Here is a 16,833-nt window from a genome sequence, read left to right as displayed (position 1 = left end):
CACAACTTCCCCGAGCGGTATCTGCTCAACCGGCTGTGCCTGGCGACGCAGGTCCCCCTGGTCGTCGCCGCGATGAACGCCACCGAGGCGTATCTGCTGGTGGTCCGGCCGGGTTCGCCCTGCCTGCGGTGTGTGTTCCCGGAGGGGGACCCGTCCTGGGAGCCCCTCGGTTTCCCGGTGCTCGGCGCGGTTGCCGGAACGGTGGGCTGCCTGGCGGCGACCGAGGCATTGAAGATCGCCGGTGGATTCGCCGAGCCGGCGGTCGGCCGGCTGATCCACCTCGATCTGTGGGACACGGACCTGCGGACGCCGCGGACGCGGCGCGATCCCGCCTGCGTGGACTGCGGCGCTGGAGGCGCACCGTGATCTATCTTGACTACAACGCGACGACCCCGGTCGACCCGGAGGTCGTCCGGGCGATGCTGCCGCTGCTGCGGGACCACTTCGCGAATCCGGCCAGCTCGCACCCGGCCGGGCAGGCCGTCGCCCGGCTCGTCGAAGGAGCCCGGCGGGACGTGGCGAACCTCGCCGGCGCCCAGCCGCGTGACGTCATCTTCACCAGCGGGGCGACCGAGGCGGCCAACCTGGCGATCGCCGGGGTCCTGGCCACCGCCCCGCCGTCCTGCCGCCGCGTGCTCGTCGGAGCGACCGAGCATCGGGCGGTCCTCGCCGCGGCGGAGGCCGCGGCGCGGGTGCACGGGGCGATCGTGCAGACCATCCGGGTTCATCCCGACGGCACGATCGACCTCAACCACCTGCGCGCGCTGCTGCAACCGGTATGGGACGGTTCCGCCGTCGCGGGGGGCTCCGCGATCGCGGGGAACGGGGGGGTCCTCGGGGCCTCCGTCTCGAAGGTCGCCCTGGTGGCGGTGATGACGGCGAACAACGAGACCGGGACGCTGAACGACCCGCGGCCCATCGCCGAGCTCGCCCACGGGGCGGGGGCGTTCTACCTCGCCGACATCACCCAGACGCTGGGCCGGATGCCGGTTTCGGTCGCGGACGCCGGCATCGACCTCGCCGTCGCGTCCGCGCACAAGCTCTACGGGCCCAAGGGCACCGGCGCGCTGATCGCCGGCCGGCACGCCCGGTCGCAGCTGGCACCGCTGATCCACGGCGGCGGGCAGGAACGGGGCCTGCGCGCCGGCACGGTCAACACCGCCGGGGTGGTCGGCTTCGGCGCCGCGGCGCGGATTGCCGCCGCGGTGATGGAGGACGAGGCCCCGCGGCAGCGGGCCCAGACCGAGCTGCTGCACGATCTGCTCGTCGAGTGGCTCGGCGTCGATGCCGTCGAGCTCAACGGGCCGAGTGAGCGCGGCGGGGGCCGCGAATGCCGGCTGCCGAACACCACCAACCTGCGGTTCGTCGGTGCCGACGCCGACGCCGTCCAGGCCTGTCTGCCGGACGTGGCGGTGTCCGCGGGCTCCGCCTGTCACGGTGGCGGCGCCGAGCCGTCCCATGTGCTCACCGCGATGGGCCGGTCGACCACGGCGGCCATGGAGAGCCTGCGGTTCAGCGTGGGCCGGTTCACCACCGTCGACCAGATCCACGCCGCCGCCGCCGCGGTGGCTCGCGCGGTGCTGCGCGTGCGTGCCCTGGAGCAGAACCGATCGAACGATCTCTTCGACGGCCCCACCACCGAGTTCCGGGTGCAGGAGATCCCCACCGACCGGGTGTTCTCGCGGGCCCTGCGCATGCCCGAGGTGCCCGCCCCCCGATCCGCCTATCCCTGACCCGTTCCCCGCGCTTCCCTGACCCCGCTTCCGCGCTGTCAGCGTTGCCACGCGCGGTCCCGCTCGCCCGGCGCGGGCGTGCGTAGCCGAGAAGTTGAGATGAGGTTTCGCCATGCCAACCGAACAGTTGTCCGAACGACCCGACCCGGGGGTCACGCAACTGGAACACGTGGTGATCCGTTTTGCCGGTGACTCCGGCGACGGGATGCAGCTCACCGGTGACCGGTTCGGCGCCCAGGCCGCCGCGGGCGGCAACGACGTGGCGACGCTGCCGAACTACCCGGCGGAGATCCGGGCGCCAGCCGGAACCGTGGCCGGGGTGTCGAGCTACCAGCTCCACATCGCCGACCACGACATCAGGACCCCGGGCGACCGGCCCGACGTTCTGGTCGCCATGAACCCCGCGGCGCTCAAGGCGAACATCGCCGAGCTGCGTCCCGGCGGGGTCCTGATCGTGGACACCGACGCGTTCACGGTGATGGGTCTGGAAAAGGCCGGTTACGAGGCCGATCCCCTGACCAACGGGTCGCTGGACGCCTACCACGTGCACGCGATCAACCTCACCGGTCTCGCCGCCACGGCCGTCGCTGAGTTCAACCTGAAGCGCAAGGACGCTGCCCGGACGAAGAACATGTTCGCGCTCGGCCTGGTGTCCTGGATGTTCAGCCAGCCCATCGAGGACACGATCGCCTACCTGCAGAAGCGGTTCGCCGCGAAGCCGGACGTGCAGGCCGCGAACATCGCCGCGCTGCGGGCCGGGTGGATCTACGGCGACACCACCGAGGCCTTCGCGCTCGCCTACGAGGTGAAGCCGGCCAAGCTGCCCGCCGGCACCTACCGGCACATGAAGGGCAACAAGGCGATCGCCTACGGCCTGGTCGCCGCCGCGCAGCAGGCCGGGATGCCGCTGTTCCTCGGCGCCTACCCGATCACTCCCGCCTCCGACATCCTGCACGAACTGAGCGCGCTCGCATCCTTCGACGTGCGCTCCTTCCAGGCCGAGGACGAGATCGCCGCCATCGGCTCCGCGATCGGCGCGGCCTTCGCCGGGATGCTCGGCGTGACCGTGACCTCCGGTCCCGGGATGGCCCTGAAGACCGAGGCCCTCGGTCTTGCGGTGATCATGGAGTTGCCGCTCGTCGTCGTCAACGTGCAGCGCGGCGGGCCGTCGACTGGTCTGCCGACCAAGACCGAGCAGTCCGACCTGCTCCAGGCCCTGTACGGCCGGCACGGCGAGGCGCCGCTGCCGGTGATCGCGGCGCGTTCGCCCGCGGACGGCTTCGACGCCGCGCTGGAGGCGGCCCGGATCGCGCTGGTCTACCGCACCCCGGTCATCCTGCTGTCCGACGCCTACGTCGCCAACGGCAGCGAGCCGTGGCGGGTGCCCGAGACGGCGGAGCTGCCCAGCATCGGGATCGATCTCGCCACCGGCCCGAACGGGGTGGACGAGGCCGGTAACCCGATCTTCCTGCCGTACGCGCGGGACCCGATCACGCTGGCCCGCCCGCTGGCGATCCCGGGTACCCCGGGGCTCACACACCGCATCGGTGGTCTGGAGAAGGCCGAGCTGACCGGCGCGGTCTCCTACGACCCCGACAACCACGACCTGCTGGTCCGCACCCGACAGTCCAAGATCGATAACATCGACGTGCCGCTCCTGGAAGTCGATGATCCCAGTGGGCCGCCCGGATCCGGCGCCGATGTGCTGGTGATCGGATGGGGCTCGACGTGGGGGCCGATCGGTGAAGCCTGCCGCCAGGTGCGGCGCGACGGTATGAAGGTCGCCCAGGCGCACCTGCGCCATCTCGCCCCGCTGCCGGCGAACCTGGCCTCGGTGCTGTCGGAGTACCACACCGTGCTCGTCCCCGAGATGAACCTCGGGCAGCTCGCCGGACTCCTGCGCCGGGAATGCCTGATCGATACCGTCGGCTACAACCAGACCCGCGGCATGCCGTTCCGGGTGGCCGAGCTCACCTCCGTCATCAGCCGGATCATCCAGGGCATCGACGAGGAGCCGTCGGCGGAGGCAGCCTCGAAGCCGGTCGGGGACGTGAGCGCCCGGTTGAACGCACACCTTGGTTCGAAGCTCGGCACGGCCGGGGAGGCAGGACGATGATCTCGCTGAATGATGGATCCGGAGAACCGTCGGGTGACTCGGCGGGACGGCCGGTGCTGACCGTGCAGGACTACATGACCGGCAACGAGGTCCGCTGGTGCCCCGGCTGCGGGGACCACGCCATCCTCTCGACGATGCGGGGTCTGCTGCCGGCCCTCGGCGTCCCGCCCGAGAACATCGTGATCGTGTCCGGCATCGGGTGCTCCTCGCGGTTCCCCTACTACCTCGACACCTACGGCATCCACTCGATCCACGGCCGGGCGCCGTCCTTTGCGACCGGAGTCTCGATCAACCGGCCGGACCTGGCGGTGTGGGTCGTAACCGGTGATGGCGACGCGCTGTCGATCGGCGGTAACCACCTTATCCACGCGCTGCGTCGCAACGTGAACCTCAAGATCATGTTGTTCAACAACCAGATCTACGGTTTGACGAAAGGTCAGCACTCGCCGACCTCCAGGATCGGCACGATCAGCCCGTCGAGCCCCCACGGGTCGCTCGACAACCCGTTCGACCCGGTTGCGCTCGCGCTCGGCGCCGGCGCGACGTTCGTCGCCCGCACGATCGACTCGGACCGTCGCCACCTCACCGCCACCCTCACCGCCGCCGCGGCGCACCAGGGAGCGGCGCTGGTGGAGATCCGGCAAGGCTGCCCCACGTTCAACGCGATTCCCCGTCAGCCGAAGCGGTCCGATGCCGATGCCGGCGCCGCCGGGGTCGCCGGGGCGAAGGGCGAGCAGGGGCCGATCCGGCTCTCGCCCGGTATGCCGGTGGTCTTCGGAGTGGACGAGCAGTACGCCGTGATCCGCGACCCGGCCACCGGGGAGCTGGCCGTCGGGCACAGCGGTGACTCCCGCGTCGTGGTGCACGATCCGACGGTGGAGAACTCGACCTACGCCTACGCCCTAGCCCAGCTGGCGCAGGCGGAGTTTCCGGAGCCGCCGATCGGCGTCTACCGGTCGGTCTCGCATCCCGTGTTCGACCAGCTGTTCCAGGAGAGGCTGGCGACCGCCCGGCCCGGCGGCCTAGGCGACCTGCGGACGTTGCTCCAAGGTGCCGACTCCTGGACGGTGGCCGGGTAGGTCGCCGCCGGGTGACCTACGGCTGGGATGAGACCTACGGCTGAGGCGAACCGGACCGATGGGCGGTCGCCGGGCGGTCGCTCGGGGGCGAGGGGGTGAGGGGATCAGGCCTGTCAGGGCTGGCCTGATCCCCTCAGGGGATTCCGCGTTACTCTGCCCGGCTCGGCCTCGGCCCGGAGTGATCCCGGTTCCGGCCCCAGGTGGTTTCCGTCATGGTCTCCGGCCGCCTGGTGATGATGGCCGCCTGGTGATGACGCCTGCACGCCGTTTTCCGGGATTTTTGTCACGCCACTTTCTCGTCAATCGGCATTCCGCGGCGGGTCATCTGGTCAACGGCACGACCGGTCGGCATCACCCGTCGGGAAACCCGTCGAGACACATCGAGACACGTCGATTCAGGCGCGGTACGGGGAACGCCGGGAACGTCTCCAGCCGACTCCGGCCCCGACTCCGGCCCCGAATTCTGCTTCGACCCCGGCCCCTGCTTCGGCCCCGAAATGTAGAGGGCCGGTGCCCGGACGGGATGGGCCCTGGGCACCGGCCGTAGGCCGGCGGTCTCGCTGACGCCGTGGCCGCGTCAGCCTTCGCCGGCGGCTTGTCTCGTCAGCGTCTGTAGGACGCGACGAAGGCGGTGTCCGCCCTGATCGGGCCGATCTTGCCGGCGCCGCCCGGATTACCGATCGGAGCATCCCGACCAGACAGGATGGCGGTGAAGAACCGGGCTTCGTCCGCAATGAACTCGGCCTCGCTCGCCGGCACGATCCGGGTACTCTTGATCGCGTCGACCGGGCAGGCCGACTCGCAGGCTCCGCAGTCGATGCACTCATCCGGGTTGATGTACAGCTTGCGGCCGCCCTCGTAGATGCAGTCGACCGGGCACTCCTCCACGCAGGCGGTGTCCTTGACATCAATGCAGGGTGACAGGACGACAAACGTCATCGGATCCTTCTTCCCCGTTCGCCTGCAGTCACGGGGAAATCGTAACAGGATGTCGCCGGCCGAGGTGGGTGGAACTGTAAAGGACAGGTAAACAACTCGTCCGTGGAGCAACGAATTTCGATGGCCCGAAACGGGGGCGAGGAAATCTCCAGGGATATTTTAACCATGAGATTTTCTTTGTCTGTATCTGGGCCGTCCGGGGCGCCTGCCGGATGGCGGCGGCACCCGCGCCGACGTGTCCTCAGCCGGTCATGAAGACGGTCTGCGGGTACCACCGTCCGCCAGGTGGTCGGCGCGGCGTGTCCTCTGCCGCCGGTTCAGACGTCGGTGTTGTCGGGGGGCTGAACCTGGCCGGTTGATGGAGCGTGTCCCGGCGAGGCCGGGGTTACGTGGCCGAGCGGCGCCGTACCGTCCCCCGCCTCGTGCCGCTCGGCGCGGAAACGCCTGAAGGCGGCGAACGCGCGCGGGCCGTAGACCGACGCCGGCCCGCCGTTCATCAGCAGTGCCACCCCGATGGCCTCGGCTGCCTCCTGGCAGGTCGCACCCTGCCGGACGGCGCCGTGGGCATGTGTCTCGATGCAACCGTCGCACTGGGTGCTCACGGCGAGCGCCAGTGCGATCAGCTCCTTCGTGCAGCTGTCCAGGGCACCGTCACGGAGAGCAGCGTCGCCCAGGGTGCCGAGTCCCCGGTACACGTCCGGGATCAGCCGACGCAGTTCGCGGGCATGCGGGCGGATCTCGTCCTGGACCGGGCTGCCGGAGCTCATGGCCCTTGCCTTCCCGCCGGAGGCGACCGGGAACCGCCACGCCGGGAACGGCGGCCGAAGTCCGGCCTCGTGCCCGGGCGGTCGTGGGTGCCCGGGCGGTCGCGGCGAGGCCGAAAACGGTGAGCCTCGGCTTGTCCTTGGACTTGTCCCTGTTAGGGGGGCGACAGACCACTTCCGTTGGCGTACCGTCAGACATCGCCAAAGTCCGTGCATCGATTCCGGGATGTCCGGTTACCGTTCCGGGCCGGACGGGCCCCGCCCGCGCCTGCTCGCGACCCCGCTCACGCTCTCGAGGAGCGGCCGTCCCCCGCGGTGGGCGCTGATCGTCCGGTCCGCCCTGTCCCCGCTTCTCGTCCCTACTCCGCCTCTCGTCCCTACCCCCGCTTCTCGTCCGGCTGCCATGCGATGGCGGCCTCTACTTCGAGGTATCCAGATGACGGCGAGTGTCCGTACGGACCCGTTCGACGTACTGCTGGTTGAGGACGACCCGGGGGATGTCCTCATGACCCGCGAAGCGTTCGCGGATGATCGGATCAACGGCAGGCTGCATGTCGTGAACGACGGTATCCAGGCCATGGCGTTCCTCCGCCGGGAGGAGCCCTTCACACAGGCCCCTACGGCCGACCTGATCCTGCTGGACCTCAACCTGCCGCGCCGCAACGGCATCGAGGTCCTGGCCGAGGTCAAGGCCGACGCCGACCTGCGACGCATCCCCGTCGTGGTGCTCTCCACCTCGGACGCTGCCGAGGACATCCTGCGCAGCTACAACCTGCACGCCAACGCCTACGTGACGAAGGCGGTCGACTTCGACCGGTTCGTAGACGACGTCCGGTTCATCGACGACTTCTTCATCACCGTGGTCCGGTTGCCCGGGCGCTGATCTGGTCGCTCATCAGGTGTACATGAGCCATGATCGCGCGGTGCCCGCCGACGGCGTCGGTCAACTACGGCGGTGAGACTACCGGCCTGCCAACACAACATCGGCCAACACAACATCGGCGCGCGGCTCCCGCGGGAGCCGCGCGCCGACGCGTAAGGCTGGGGGTGGTACGGCCTCAGACGGGCTGGACGTTGTCCGCCTGCGGTCCCTTCTGGCCCTGCACGATCTCGAACTGGACGCTCTGGCCCTCATCCAGGGACTTGTAGCCGTCCGCCACGATCGAGGAGTAGTGGACGAACACGTCCGGGCCGCCACCGTCGACGGAGATGAATCCGAAGCCCTTCTCCGCGTTGAACCACTTGACGGTACCCTGCGCCACGATTATTTCTCCTTGCCGCGCTCCCGGTAAGCGTCCTTCGCGTACCGGCCTCGCCCCAGACCCCGGCCGGTGCCGTGGTCCAGTCGTGCCGTTCTCTGCGTAGGTCACGCACGGAAGAACAAGCAACACCTGCAGCCTACCCCTCTACCGACGTGGTGTGCCCGCTTGGCTCTTGTCCCGTCCGACTCGATGCGAAGCAGCCGACGAAACGTCGGTTATCGGGGTACCCGGCGGGTGTAGTGGCCCGGGGCCCGGCGCTCGCGTAGCCGCTGCATCTCGGCGTCGTCGGCGATGATGACCCAGGACCGGCCATCCGGGTGGCGCTGCGCGGTGATCCACCCCCGGTAGATCCAGGTGTAGAGGGTAGCGGTCGGCCTGCTGGAGGGCTACGGCGAGTTCGGTCACCGAGTACCGGTGTGGTCCCAGGCCGGTTAGCGCGGTGCGGGTGCCGCGAGGCTGGCGGACCCCGATGCCCAGCCGGCGGGTCAGGGTGAGGACCTGGCCGGGGCCGAAGCGGTCGGTGCGCTTGGGTGGGCGCAGCCCTCGGCGTTGAGCGCCTCGGCGATCTGCCGGCTGGACAGGTACAGCTCACCTTCGCCCGCCAGGTCCTCCACAACCAGCCACAACCAGCGGCGACGATCCCGAATCATCGCGAAACGGGGGTGTTGAGCTGCCCGGATGCGGTGCGGGCGGCGACCGCGATCGTGCGGGGCGAACGTTTCGTCGATGGGAGCATCGCTGCGGCGGTGGAAACATGCATCGTCGGTCAGGCCGCCGAGCATCTCCTCCCCGAAAGGTCTGATCGCGGGTGAGGTCACCCGATGTATACCCGGGAGGGTATCTTGGAGGCAGCGCCCGCGGTCACCTGGTGCGGGATATGGAGGTCGGGATGCAGGTCGACGAGACGGCGATGGCGGATGTGATTCGGCGCCTGCGGCGCGCCGAGGGTCAGCTCCGCGGCGTAATCGGCATGATCGAGGATGGTCGCGACTGCGCTGACGTCGTCACCCAGCTTGCCGCGGTCTCCCGAGCTCTGGACCGGGCCGGATTTAAGATCATAGTGTCCGGGATGCAACAGTGCCTGGCCGCGCGTGAGAGCGGCGAGGCGGCACCGATGACCGAGACGGAACTGGAAAAGCTGTTCCTGTCCCTCGCGTGACCCTCGGCAGATGTCGTGCCTAGGCCGGCTGCGGGTAGCCGGCCCAGGGACGCGATCGCTTCGGTCAGTGGGCGTTCGGTCAGTGGGCGTTCGGTCAGTGGGCGTTCGGTCAGTGGGCGTTCGGTCAGTGGGCGTTCGGTCAGTGGGCGTTCGGTCAGTGGGCGAAGGTGACAGTGGGTAGGACGCGGCGCAGCCACATCGGGCTGTACCAGGCGGCCCGTCCGATGATCCGGAGCAGGACGGGTAACAGGTGAGGCGGACGAGGGCCGCGTCCAGCAGCACGGCGATGCCGAGGATGACGCCCATCTCCTTCGGCGGCAGCGGTCCGGACAGCGCGAAGGTGAAGAACACCGCAACCATCACCGCGGCCGCAGCGAAGATGACCCGACCGGAGTGGGCGAGCTCGCCGACCATCGCCTCCCGTGGATCGGCGGAGCGTTCCCAGTGCTCCTTGGCCGAGGCGAGCAGGAACACCGTGTAGTCCATAGAGATCGCAAAGATCATTGCCAAGAAGAAGATCGGCACCCAGGCGTCGAGGAACCCCTGGGAGGTGAAACCCAGCAGGCCCGCGCCGTGCCCGTCGGCGAAAACCAGCTTCGCGACGCCGAACGCGGCACCGGTCGCGAGCAGGTTCGTGACCACCCCGAGGGCGGCCGCCAGCGGCGCGGCGAGCACCACGAGCAGCAGCAGGAAACCCATCCCCAGCACCACCCCTAGCACCAGCGGGGTGCGGTCCGACAGCAGGGTGTGCAGGTCGATGTTCTCCGCGGCCGCGCCGCTGTAGCTGTAGAAGTCGTGGATGCTCTTGCGCCATTGCGGACCGAGCATTCCCGGGGTCTGGTCCGGGCGTGTATGCGTGCCGGTGGCGATGACCAGATAGTCATACGGCAGGCGCCGTCCGTCCGCCAGCAGCACCGCGTTGTCGGTGGCGCACACCCGCTCGATCTTGCCGGGGATCAGGTCCACACTCCTGACATTAGTGCTCAAACCCGACTTTTGTGATCAGTTGAGTTGTAGCTTCACGGCCTGGCGGCGGTAGTGGCAGTGTTTGGCGAGGAACTGCCGGTGGCGCCGCCACCAGGACCAGGCCCGTAGGAAGGCGATCGTCACGGGTGGTCGTGGCATGGCTACCTGGACGAACAAGTGCCGGACCTCGTTGACGGTCAGCGGGATCAGGCCCTCGGCCGGCTCGATCATGTGGGCGCGGGCTGTCGGCACGGCGAGGAACGCGTAGGTCAGCATGGCGATCAAGGTCCAGCGATGCCACGGGGTCCAGCGCCGGACCTGGTGCTCGTCGAGCGCGCCGAGTTCCTTGCAGGACTGCAAATCATCTTCGACCGACCAGCGAAGACCAGCTACCCGGACAAAAGTGCGCAACGGGATGCGGGTCGGGCTCTGGGCGCGGTAGAAGGCGTACTCGCCGTCACTGATGCTCCGTCGGATCATCAGATAGTGGTGGCCTGGCAGGTCGCCGTCGGTCACCTCGATGATCGCCCAGTCGTAGAGCCGCTCGCCTTTGGAGCCGTGACCTGCGGAAATACGGTTCCACGCCTTGGTGGGCAGGATGACGGCGATGTCGATCGCCTTCTTCGGCCCGGTCTTCGTAGTGACCATCTCACTTTTCGCGACGGTGAGGACGGCGCCGACCCCGCGCCGGGCGATCGCGGCCCGCAGGTCTGGGTTCGCCCCATAGACCTCGTCCCCGGTGGCCCAGCGTGTCTGGACACCTGCGTCGAGCGCCTTTTCGATTCCTGACCTGCGTCGGAGCGAGCTGGGTCGGCCGCCCACCGTCAGCCCACGGGCCGCAACTGATCACAAAAGTCGGGTTGGAGTATTAGGGCGGTGAGCGTCGCCGATCAGGGGCCGTCAGTCCCGGGCGGCAGGGTCATCCGGTGGGCCCGTGACCAGGGCGGCTCGGGCAGCATGAGGTCGCGTGAGCATGAGGTCGCCTGAGGAGAAGACGGTAGTGAACTTCCGGCGAGCTGACCCCATGACAATTCTTCCCTGTGGGCGGGGAAGCTTGAGTTCGCTGTCAACGGAAGCGGGATCGCTCCAGACCGCGCGGCGCTGCCCGGTCCGGGTGGCGATGTGTCCCGCGCCGGGGGCTGCTACCGGTTCGGGCACCTACCGTGGGCGACCATGGGTAGGCCGTCCTTCGGTCGCAGGGTGACCAGGGGTTGCGGTGTGACGGGCATGCCGGGTACGGGGGTGAAGGACCAGCGGCGGGCGATAGTGGCCAGGGCGAGCACGCCTTCAGCGATGGCGAAGGTGTTGCCGATGCACTGGCGGGGGCCGGCGCCGAACGGGAAGTAGGCGAAGCGAGGCCGCATCTTCGGCCCAGCGCCGGCCGGCTCATCGGCGGTGTCGGGCCCGGTCCAGCGGGTTGGGTCGAAGAGTTCCGGCCGCGGCCACCAGCGCTCGTCGCGGTGCACCACCCATTGGCTGAAGACCAGGGTGGAGCCGGCGGGCAGGCGGTAGCCGGCGACGTCGCGGTCTTCGACGAGGTGGCGGCCCATGGCCCAGACGGGCGGGTACAGCCGCATCGCCTCGCTGATGACCGCGTTGGTGTAGGGCAACTGGGGCAGGTCGTCGATCGTCGGCCGCCGCTCGCCGAGCACCCGGTCGAGTTCGGCCTGCAGGGTCGCCAGTACCTCCGGATCCCGGCCGAGCAGGTGGAACGTCCAGGCCAATGCGTTAGCGGTGGTCTCGTGGCCGGCGAGTAGGAGGGTGAGCACCTCGTCACGGACCTGGGAGTCGTCCATCGACGCGCCGGTGTCGGCGTCGCGGGCAGTTAGCAGCAGGGACAGCAGGTCGTGACCGGTGGCGCCGGTGGCGCGGCGGTCGGCGATTAGATCGTGGACGACGCGGTCGAGAGCGTCCCGGGCGTCTCGTCGGCGCCGGGGCGCCGGGAGCGGGAGTCGTTCGAGGGCAGTGAAGCCGGGAAGTTGGGCTCGGCGGGCCGCGGGCATGTTCTGGTCGAGAGCGGCCCGGATGACGTTGACGACGTGGCTGTCCAGGTCGACGTCGAACAGGGTCCGGGCGACGATCGCCAGGGTCATCTCGGTCATCTCGGTGTGCACGTCGAGGCGCTGCCCGTCCCGCCAGCCGTCGGCGGTCTTGTCCGCGATGGCCGCGAAGGCGTCGGCGTAGCCGGCGATCCGCTGCTTGTGGAACAACGGCTGCAGCAGCCGGCGCTGCCGGCGGTGGGTGTCCCCAGCGCTGGTCAGCAGGCCCTGGCCCAGCAGCAGCGCCAGCGGCTGCACCACCGTCCGCCGGGAACCGGCGCCGCGGCGTACGGCACCTTTGGCGTAGGCCCGGTGTCCGCTGACCAGGGCGTCAGCGATCGCGTCCGGGTCGGTGACGAGGAAGGCCGACACCGGCCAGCTCGCCAGGCGCACCACCGGCCCATGGGCGCGGGCCAGCTCGTTGAGCCGGGTGAGCGGGTCGGCACGCAGCCGCCGGATCGCATCGACCGGCCCCTCTCCCGAGCCGGGCACCTTGTCGGATGTCTTGACGTCGGATGTCTTGACTGTGGACGGTGGCGCGGCGACGGAGCGGACGTGGGGAGCGCGGCTCATCACGACTTCCTTTCGGGCGGAGATGGGAGTGAGTGGGGTAGACGTAGGGGAAGCGGGCGTGCCATGCTGAGGGCGCGCGGTGCTAATAGCCGATTAGCTGACGAGCACCACCGCGACGAGAAGGCCGATCTTCACGGCAAGGGCGACGTCGGCGGTTCGGCCGGTGGCGTGCGGCAGGCCGACCGCCGTCAGCAGGGTTACGGCGGCGCGTCGGACCGCCGGCCACAGCAGGACGGCCAGGCCCGCGCCGCACCCCGCGACGGCCAGTCGAAGGCCCACCGGGCCGGCAGCGACGACGCCGGCGATGGTCGACGCCGCGATAAGGGCGAACGCCTTGACAGCCGCGAAGGCCGTGACCGTCCGGCGACCGCGGAGCAGAAGGCCGGACACGGCCGCAGACACGGCGACCATGACCAGAGCGGTCAGCGGGGTCAGCGGCTCGGGCCCAATCTCGGCCAGGCGGGTGACATGCAGATGCGGCACCGGCTGTTCGAGCCGCAGCGCCGCTGCCGTCAGCACGGTGAGCGCAGCGACGCCGGCTTGCACACCGCGCAGGACCGCCACGGCCGCAACCACCAGGAGTAGACGGCGCAGACGTCTCTGGGCCGGCGTGCCCCCGCGGCCGACGAGCGCCGGCGTGGTCGTCGGACCAGGCCCGCTGGCCAGCACGGGGGGCGCCAAGGCAGGGTCGCCCGACCGGGCTGTGACGAACGGGTCGGAGGAAATCATCGTGTGCTCCTTTTCGTTGCCGCTCACCGGCCTCCGGGCGCCTGCACGGCACGGTCGTTCAGACATTCGGGAACCACCTGCGTGGGTGGCGAGCGCGGGCGCGATGGCCGTCACCGTCACCGTCCGGAAATGGCCGTCGGCGACCTGGGTGAGGAACGGGAAGCCGCGTATGTGGACCGCGCGGGCGCCGGTCAGCGCCCCGAGGCAGGCCAGCCGACTGGACAGGCGGCGCTCGACGACGCCGACCAGCACCCGGTCGGCCAGCAGCAGCACAAGCAGTGCGACAAGCGGCAGCGCCACCAGCCACCACCGCCCACGCCGCCCACGCCGCCCACGCCGCCCACGCCGCCCTCCGCCCGCTGCGACGAGCGGACTTGTTACCAAATGTTCGCCTAAAGTTACTGGTCGCATGTGCGTCTAGGCGGAGCAGGCCCACCCGATCGAACCGGCGAGCGTTCGGCCGCCGGTGGTCGTCGCCGAGAAGGAGACGTCGCCACCAGTAGCGGTGACCTGCGCGGTGGCCGGTACGGCGGTGGCCGGTACGGCGGTGACCGCGTAGTGGGCATCCGGGCCGGTCATCGACACGGTCACCAAAGCCTGGTAGCTCCCTGGCCCGTGGTAGCCGGCCACCCGCACGACGTCCGAGACGGCGTAGCCGTGGACCGAGCCGCTGGCCGACGCCACGTAGCGGGCGCCCGCGGTCTGGCAGCTCACCACCGTGTCGACGTGGCCGGAGACCGCCACCGGGGAGGTGATGGCCACGGTCAGGGAGCCCGGCCCGCCGGCACCCTTCCCGACCGCATCCGTGGATGTCGCGGCAGCCGACGTCGCCGCCGGCACCGGTGTCGTTGAGGTTGGCTGGACGGTCGCCTGCTCGGCGGTCGCCGTCGCCGGCGCGGCGGTCACTACCCGGGTGCCGGGCTGGCAGGCCGCGATGGTCAGCAGCGCCGCGCCGGCAACGGTAGCCGTTGCGAGACCTCGACGGACCGGAGCATGAAGGTTCATGGGAACGGGACACCTGCCTTCGGGACATCGGAGATGGTCAGGTGGCCCCGACGGGTGACCGTGGGAGCCAGCCGGCTGGGTGTCACGGTTTCCGCGGACCGGTTGTGCCCGCGTTCCTTGCCAGCAAGGCAAGAACATCAGCCCAGAATGAGAACCCTTTCCCGGCAAGATGTGAGACACATTCGGGTTCGCAGTTTTCCTGCTATGACCGGACAACCCGCGGAGGCGGTGAACGCGGCGTCACTGGTCGGAACGGGATCGCTCCACGGCCCCGGTCAGAGGAGGTTGACGGGCCGGCCTGCGGCCAATTCTTCCCCTGCGCGGGCGGGGAGGATGATGCGGACGGTGGTGCCAGCACCGGGGGCGCTGTCGAGGGTGGCGGTGCCGCCGTGGGCGGCGGCGATGGCGGCGACGATCGCCATCCCGAGGCCGCTACCGGTCCGGCCACCGCCGCGGCTGCCGGCCGCCCGGTAGAAGCGGTCGAAGGCGCGTTCGGCGTCGGTCGGGCTCATCCCAGGTCCGAAGTCGCGGACCTGCAGGCACACCTGGCCGTCAGTGGCGGTGAGGCTGACCTCGGCCAGGGTGCCGGGTGGGATGTGGGCGCGCACGTTGGCCAGCAGGTTACCGATCACTTGGCGGAGTGCGTCTGGGTCGCCGACCACCAGGCAGTGGTCGGGGGCGCGCAGCCGCAGCGGGCGGTCGGGTTCGACCGCGGCGGCGTCGGCGACCGCGTCGCGGGCGAGGGAAGCCAGGTCGACGGCGGACTGCTCCAGGGGTCGGGCCTCGTCGAGGTGGGCCAGGTAGAGCATGTCGTCGACAAGAGTGCCCATGCGCCGGGCCTCGTCCTGGACGCGGCGTAGCGCATCGTCCCTACCGGCCGGCGGAACAATGCCCTGGCGCAGAAGGTCGACGTATCCCCTGATCGAGGTCACCGGTGTGCGGAGCTCGTGCGACGCGTCCGCGACAAACCGTCGCAGCCGGTCGGCCGACCGCCGGCGGTCCTCGAAGGCTGCCTGAATCTGGCCGAGCATGGTGTTGAGCGCCGCCGCGAGCTGACCGGTCTCGGTGCGCGGACGCCCCGGCGGGACCCGCCGAGCCAGGTCGCCGCCGGCGATGGCGGCCGCCGTACGGGTGATGTCCCGCAGCGGGCGTAGCCCCCGGCCGAGCAACAGCCAAGCCGCCGTACCGGTCAACGTGAGTACGGCTGCACCAGCGGCGGCCTCGACCAGGACGAGCCGGGTCGTGGTATTTGCCACCGGTCGCATCGGCAGCGCGATCAGGTCGGTGACGCCGCTGGGCAGCGTTCCGACCACCGCCCGGTAGGAGACACCTCCTACCTTCAGCGGAAACGGCGCGCCCGCCTGGATCCGGCTGTCGAGATGGTCGACGTGAGCGAGCAGCTCGCCGCTGGGTACCGGGATGTCGGCGTCACCGGCGACGGCCAGTACTGCCCCGTTCGGCCGCCGCAACTCCACCACGAACGCGGTCGGAGCCACCGTCCGTTGCAACTCAGTCCCGCCGAGCAGCGGCGACGCCGAGGCGATCAAGGCGAGTCCGCGAGTGCCGAGCAACGTCTGTGCCCCGCGCAACTGGCTGTCGGTCTGATCGACGAGATAGGACCGCAACGCGAACGCGCTCGCCGCTCCGGCGACAGACAGCGCTACCGTCATCAGCCCGAGCAGGCCAAGCATCAGCCGGGTCCGCAACATCACGACGCTCCTCCCGTCACCGTGACCTCAGACCGGGGTGGATTCGCGCACCAGGTAGCCGAACCCGCGGCGCGTGTGGATCAGCGGCGGGCCGTGCGGAGCCAATTTGCGCCGCAGGTAGCTGACGTACTGGTCGACCACTGTGGCGCCGCCGACAAAATCCGGCCCCCACACCGCGGCCAGGATCTGCTCCCGGGACAGCACCCGGTTCGGGTTAGCCAGCAGATACCGCAGCAGCTTGAACTCGGTCGGTGACAGCTCGAGCGGGCAACCGGCCCTGGTCACCAGGCAGGTGTCCTCGTTCAGGGTTACATCGGCGAACACGAGCACCGGCGCCGGCGGCACCGGCGTGGATGCCGGCTCCCGCCGGGTCCGGCGCAGCACCGCGCGGGCCCGGGCGACCAGCTCGTCGATCGCGAACGGCTTCGTGATGTAGTCATCACCGCCATAGGTCAGCCCCGCGACTTTGTCCGCACGATGATCCCGCGCGGTCAGGAACACCACCGGCACCTCCATGCCGCACTCCCGCCACCGCCGGCACAGCTCAAAGCCATCCCCGTCCGGCAACATCACGTCCAGCACCAGAAGATCCGGACGATCCGCATCCACCGTGGTCACCGCTTCGCGCGCGTTACTCGCCGTGGTGACCTCGAACCCGTGAAACCGCAGCGCCATTGCCAACATGTCCACGATGTTCGGCTCGTCGTCGACAACCAGCACCCGCGGCACCCTGGCCGGGTCTCCCTCACCCATCCCCACC

At 69.9% G+C, this 16,833-nt stretch carries 16 protein-coding genes and 1 pseudogene; 7 read left to right on the top strand and 10 right to left on the bottom strand.

Translation table 11 applies throughout. The features are described 5' to 3' along the window. The 4 genes from AC08OV_RS00085 to AC08OV_RS00070 form a co-directional block, all read left to right on the top strand. Nucleotides 1-366: HesA/MoeB/ThiF family protein (locus AC08OV_RS00085; protein WP_476619107.1), on the top strand; the 366-nt coding region annotated here is incomplete at its 5' end. Beyond that, nucleotides 363-1,733, top strand: a complete 1,371-nt coding sequence (locus AC08OV_RS00080; protein ID WP_476619106.1) for a cysteine desulfurase family protein — start codon at nt 363-365, stop codon at nt 1,731-1,733. The genes AC08OV_RS00085 and AC08OV_RS00080, both read left to right, overlap by 4 nt. A 112-nt stretch (nt 1,734-1,845) precedes the next feature. Next, nucleotides 1,846-3,849: a 2-oxoacid:acceptor oxidoreductase subunit alpha gene (locus tag AC08OV_RS00075; protein ID WP_476614230.1), complete on the top strand. Its 2,004-nt coding sequence runs from the start codon at nt 1,846-1,848 to the stop codon at nt 3,847-3,849. Next, nucleotides 3,846-4,928, top strand: coding sequence for a 2-oxoacid:ferredoxin oxidoreductase subunit beta (locus AC08OV_RS00070; RefSeq protein ID WP_476614231.1), 1,083 nt, complete (start codon nt 3,846-3,848; stop codon nt 4,926-4,928). The genes AC08OV_RS00075 and AC08OV_RS00070 overlap by 4 nt, the downstream gene beginning before the upstream one ends. A 603-nt stretch (nt 4,929-5,531) precedes the next feature. Here AC08OV_RS00070 and fdxA read toward each other — a convergent pair. Both fdxA and AC08OV_RS00060 read right to left on the bottom strand, forming a co-directional pair. Further along, complete coding sequence (gene fdxA, locus AC08OV_RS00065) at nt 5,532-5,867, bottom strand: ferredoxin (RefSeq protein ID WP_476614232.1); 336 nt, start codon at nt 5,865-5,867, stop codon at nt 5,532-5,534. Between the two features lie 317 nt (nt 5,868-6,184). Continuing rightward, complete coding sequence (locus AC08OV_RS00060; RefSeq protein WP_476614233.1) at nt 6,185-6,634, bottom strand: carboxymuconolactone decarboxylase family protein; 450 nt, start codon at nt 6,632-6,634, stop codon at nt 6,185-6,187. A 433-nt stretch (nt 6,635-7,067) separates the two neighbouring features. On the opposite strand from AC08OV_RS00060, the gene AC08OV_RS00055 reads away from it, so the two are divergent. Next, a complete protein-coding gene (locus AC08OV_RS00055; RefSeq protein ID WP_476614234.1) occupies nt 7,068-7,514 on the top strand; it encodes a response regulator in 447 nt (148 codons plus the stop codon). A gap of 175 nt (nt 7,515-7,689) precedes the next feature. Here the strand turns inward: AC08OV_RS00055 and AC08OV_RS00050 are convergent, their stop codons facing one another. After that, complete coding sequence (locus AC08OV_RS00050; protein ID WP_011438823.1) at nt 7,690-7,893, bottom strand: cold-shock protein; 204 nt, start codon at nt 7,891-7,893, stop codon at nt 7,690-7,692. A 530-nt stretch (nt 7,894-8,423) separates the two neighbouring features. On the opposite strand from AC08OV_RS00050, the gene AC08OV_RS00045 reads away from it, so the two are divergent. Together AC08OV_RS00045 and AC08OV_RS00040 are read left to right on the top strand one after the other, a co-directional pair. Next, nucleotides 8,424-8,705: a DUF6508 domain-containing protein gene (locus tag AC08OV_RS00045; protein WP_476614235.1), complete on the top strand. Its 282-nt coding sequence runs from the start codon at nt 8,424-8,426 to the stop codon at nt 8,703-8,705. 65 nt (nt 8,706-8,770) lie between these two features. Continuing rightward, on the top strand, nt 8,771-9,052 hold the full coding sequence (locus AC08OV_RS00040; protein ID WP_476619126.1) for a metal-sensitive transcriptional regulator: 282 nt from the start codon (nt 8,771-8,773) through the stop codon (nt 9,050-9,052). A gap of 300 nt (nt 9,053-9,352) precedes the next feature. On the opposite strand, the pseudogene AC08OV_RS00035 reads toward AC08OV_RS00040, so the two are convergent. The 7 genes and pseudogenes from AC08OV_RS00035 to AC08OV_RS00005 form a co-directional block, all read right to left on the bottom strand. After that, a pseudogene (locus tag AC08OV_RS00035) lies at nt 9,353-9,880 on the bottom strand (MMPL family transporter); the annotation flags it as partial. Nucleotides 9,881-10,054: 174 nt separating this feature from the next. Next, complete coding sequence (locus AC08OV_RS00030; RefSeq protein ID WP_476619105.1) at nt 10,055-10,840, bottom strand: transposase family protein; 786 nt, start codon at nt 10,838-10,840, stop codon at nt 10,055-10,057. A gap of 320 nt (nt 10,841-11,160) precedes the next feature. Continuing rightward, nucleotides 11,161-12,630: a cytochrome P450 gene (locus tag AC08OV_RS00025; RefSeq protein WP_476614236.1), complete on the bottom strand. Its 1,470-nt coding sequence runs from the start codon at nt 12,628-12,630 to the stop codon at nt 11,161-11,163. A gap of 93 nt (nt 12,631-12,723) precedes the next feature. Further along, the gene (locus AC08OV_RS00020; RefSeq protein ID WP_476619104.1) at nt 12,724-13,659 is read right to left on the bottom strand and encodes an LmeA family phospholipid-binding protein; all 936 of its coding nucleotides are present in this window, start codon (nt 13,657-13,659) and stop codon (nt 12,724-12,726) included. 117 nt (nt 13,660-13,776) lie between these two features. After that, nucleotides 13,777-14,364, bottom strand: coding sequence for a hypothetical protein (locus tag AC08OV_RS00015; RefSeq protein WP_476619103.1), 588 nt, complete (start codon nt 14,362-14,364; stop codon nt 13,777-13,779). Nucleotides 14,365-14,639: 275 nt separating this feature from the next. Further along, nucleotides 14,640-16,073, bottom strand: coding sequence for an ATP-binding protein (locus AC08OV_RS00010; RefSeq protein ID WP_476616161.1), 1,434 nt, complete (start codon nt 16,071-16,073; stop codon nt 14,640-14,642). A gap of 27 nt (nt 16,074-16,100) precedes the next feature. Continuing rightward, nucleotides 16,101-16,826 carry a response regulator transcription factor gene (locus tag AC08OV_RS00005; protein WP_476619125.1) on the bottom strand — a complete coding sequence of 242 codons (726 nt, stop codon included), beginning with the start codon at nt 16,824-16,826 and terminating at the stop codon, nt 16,101-16,103. Between the last annotated feature and the right edge of the window lie 7 nt (nt 16,827-16,833).

It is taken from the genome of Frankia sp. CeTa3Moorea, from assembly GCF_978021225.1.
Note: the sequence above shows the minus strand (reverse complement) of the source record. Positions and strands in the feature narration are given on the sequence as shown.

Coding starts and splice junctions, on each gene's coding strand:
- AC08OV_RS00015 (WP_476619103.1), bottom strand. CDS start 14,364: ATGAACCTTCATGCTCCGGTCCGTCGAGGTCTCGCAACGGCTACCGTT.
- fdxA (WP_476614232.1), bottom strand. CDS start 5,867: ATGACGTTTGTCGTCCTGTCACCCTGCATTGATGTCAAGGACACCGCC.
- AC08OV_RS00010 (WP_476616161.1), bottom strand. CDS start 16,073: ATGTTGCGGACCCGGCTGATGCTTGGCCTGCTCGGGCTGATGACGGTA.
- AC08OV_RS00070 (WP_476614231.1), top strand. CDS start 3,846: ATGATCTCGCTGAATGATGGATCCGGAGAACCGTCGGGTGACTCGGCG.
- AC08OV_RS00060 (WP_476614233.1), bottom strand. CDS start 6,634: ATGAGCTCCGGCAGCCCGGTCCAGGACGAGATCCGCCCGCATGCCCGC.
- AC08OV_RS00075 (WP_476614230.1), top strand. CDS start 1,846: ATGCCAACCGAACAGTTGTCCGAACGACCCGACCCGGGGGTCACGCAA.
- AC08OV_RS00005 (WP_476619125.1), bottom strand. CDS start 16,826: ATGGGTGAGGGAGACCCGGCCAGGGTGCCGCGGGTGCTGGTTGTCGAC.
- AC08OV_RS00055 (WP_476614234.1), top strand. CDS start 7,068: ATGACGGCGAGTGTCCGTACGGACCCGTTCGACGTACTGCTGGTTGAG.
- AC08OV_RS00025 (WP_476614236.1), bottom strand. CDS start 12,630: ATGAGCCGCGCTCCCCACGTCCGCTCCGTCGCCGCGCCACCGTCCACA.
- AC08OV_RS00040 (WP_476619126.1), top strand. CDS start 8,771: ATGGAGGTCGGGATGCAGGTCGACGAGACGGCGATGGCGGATGTGATT.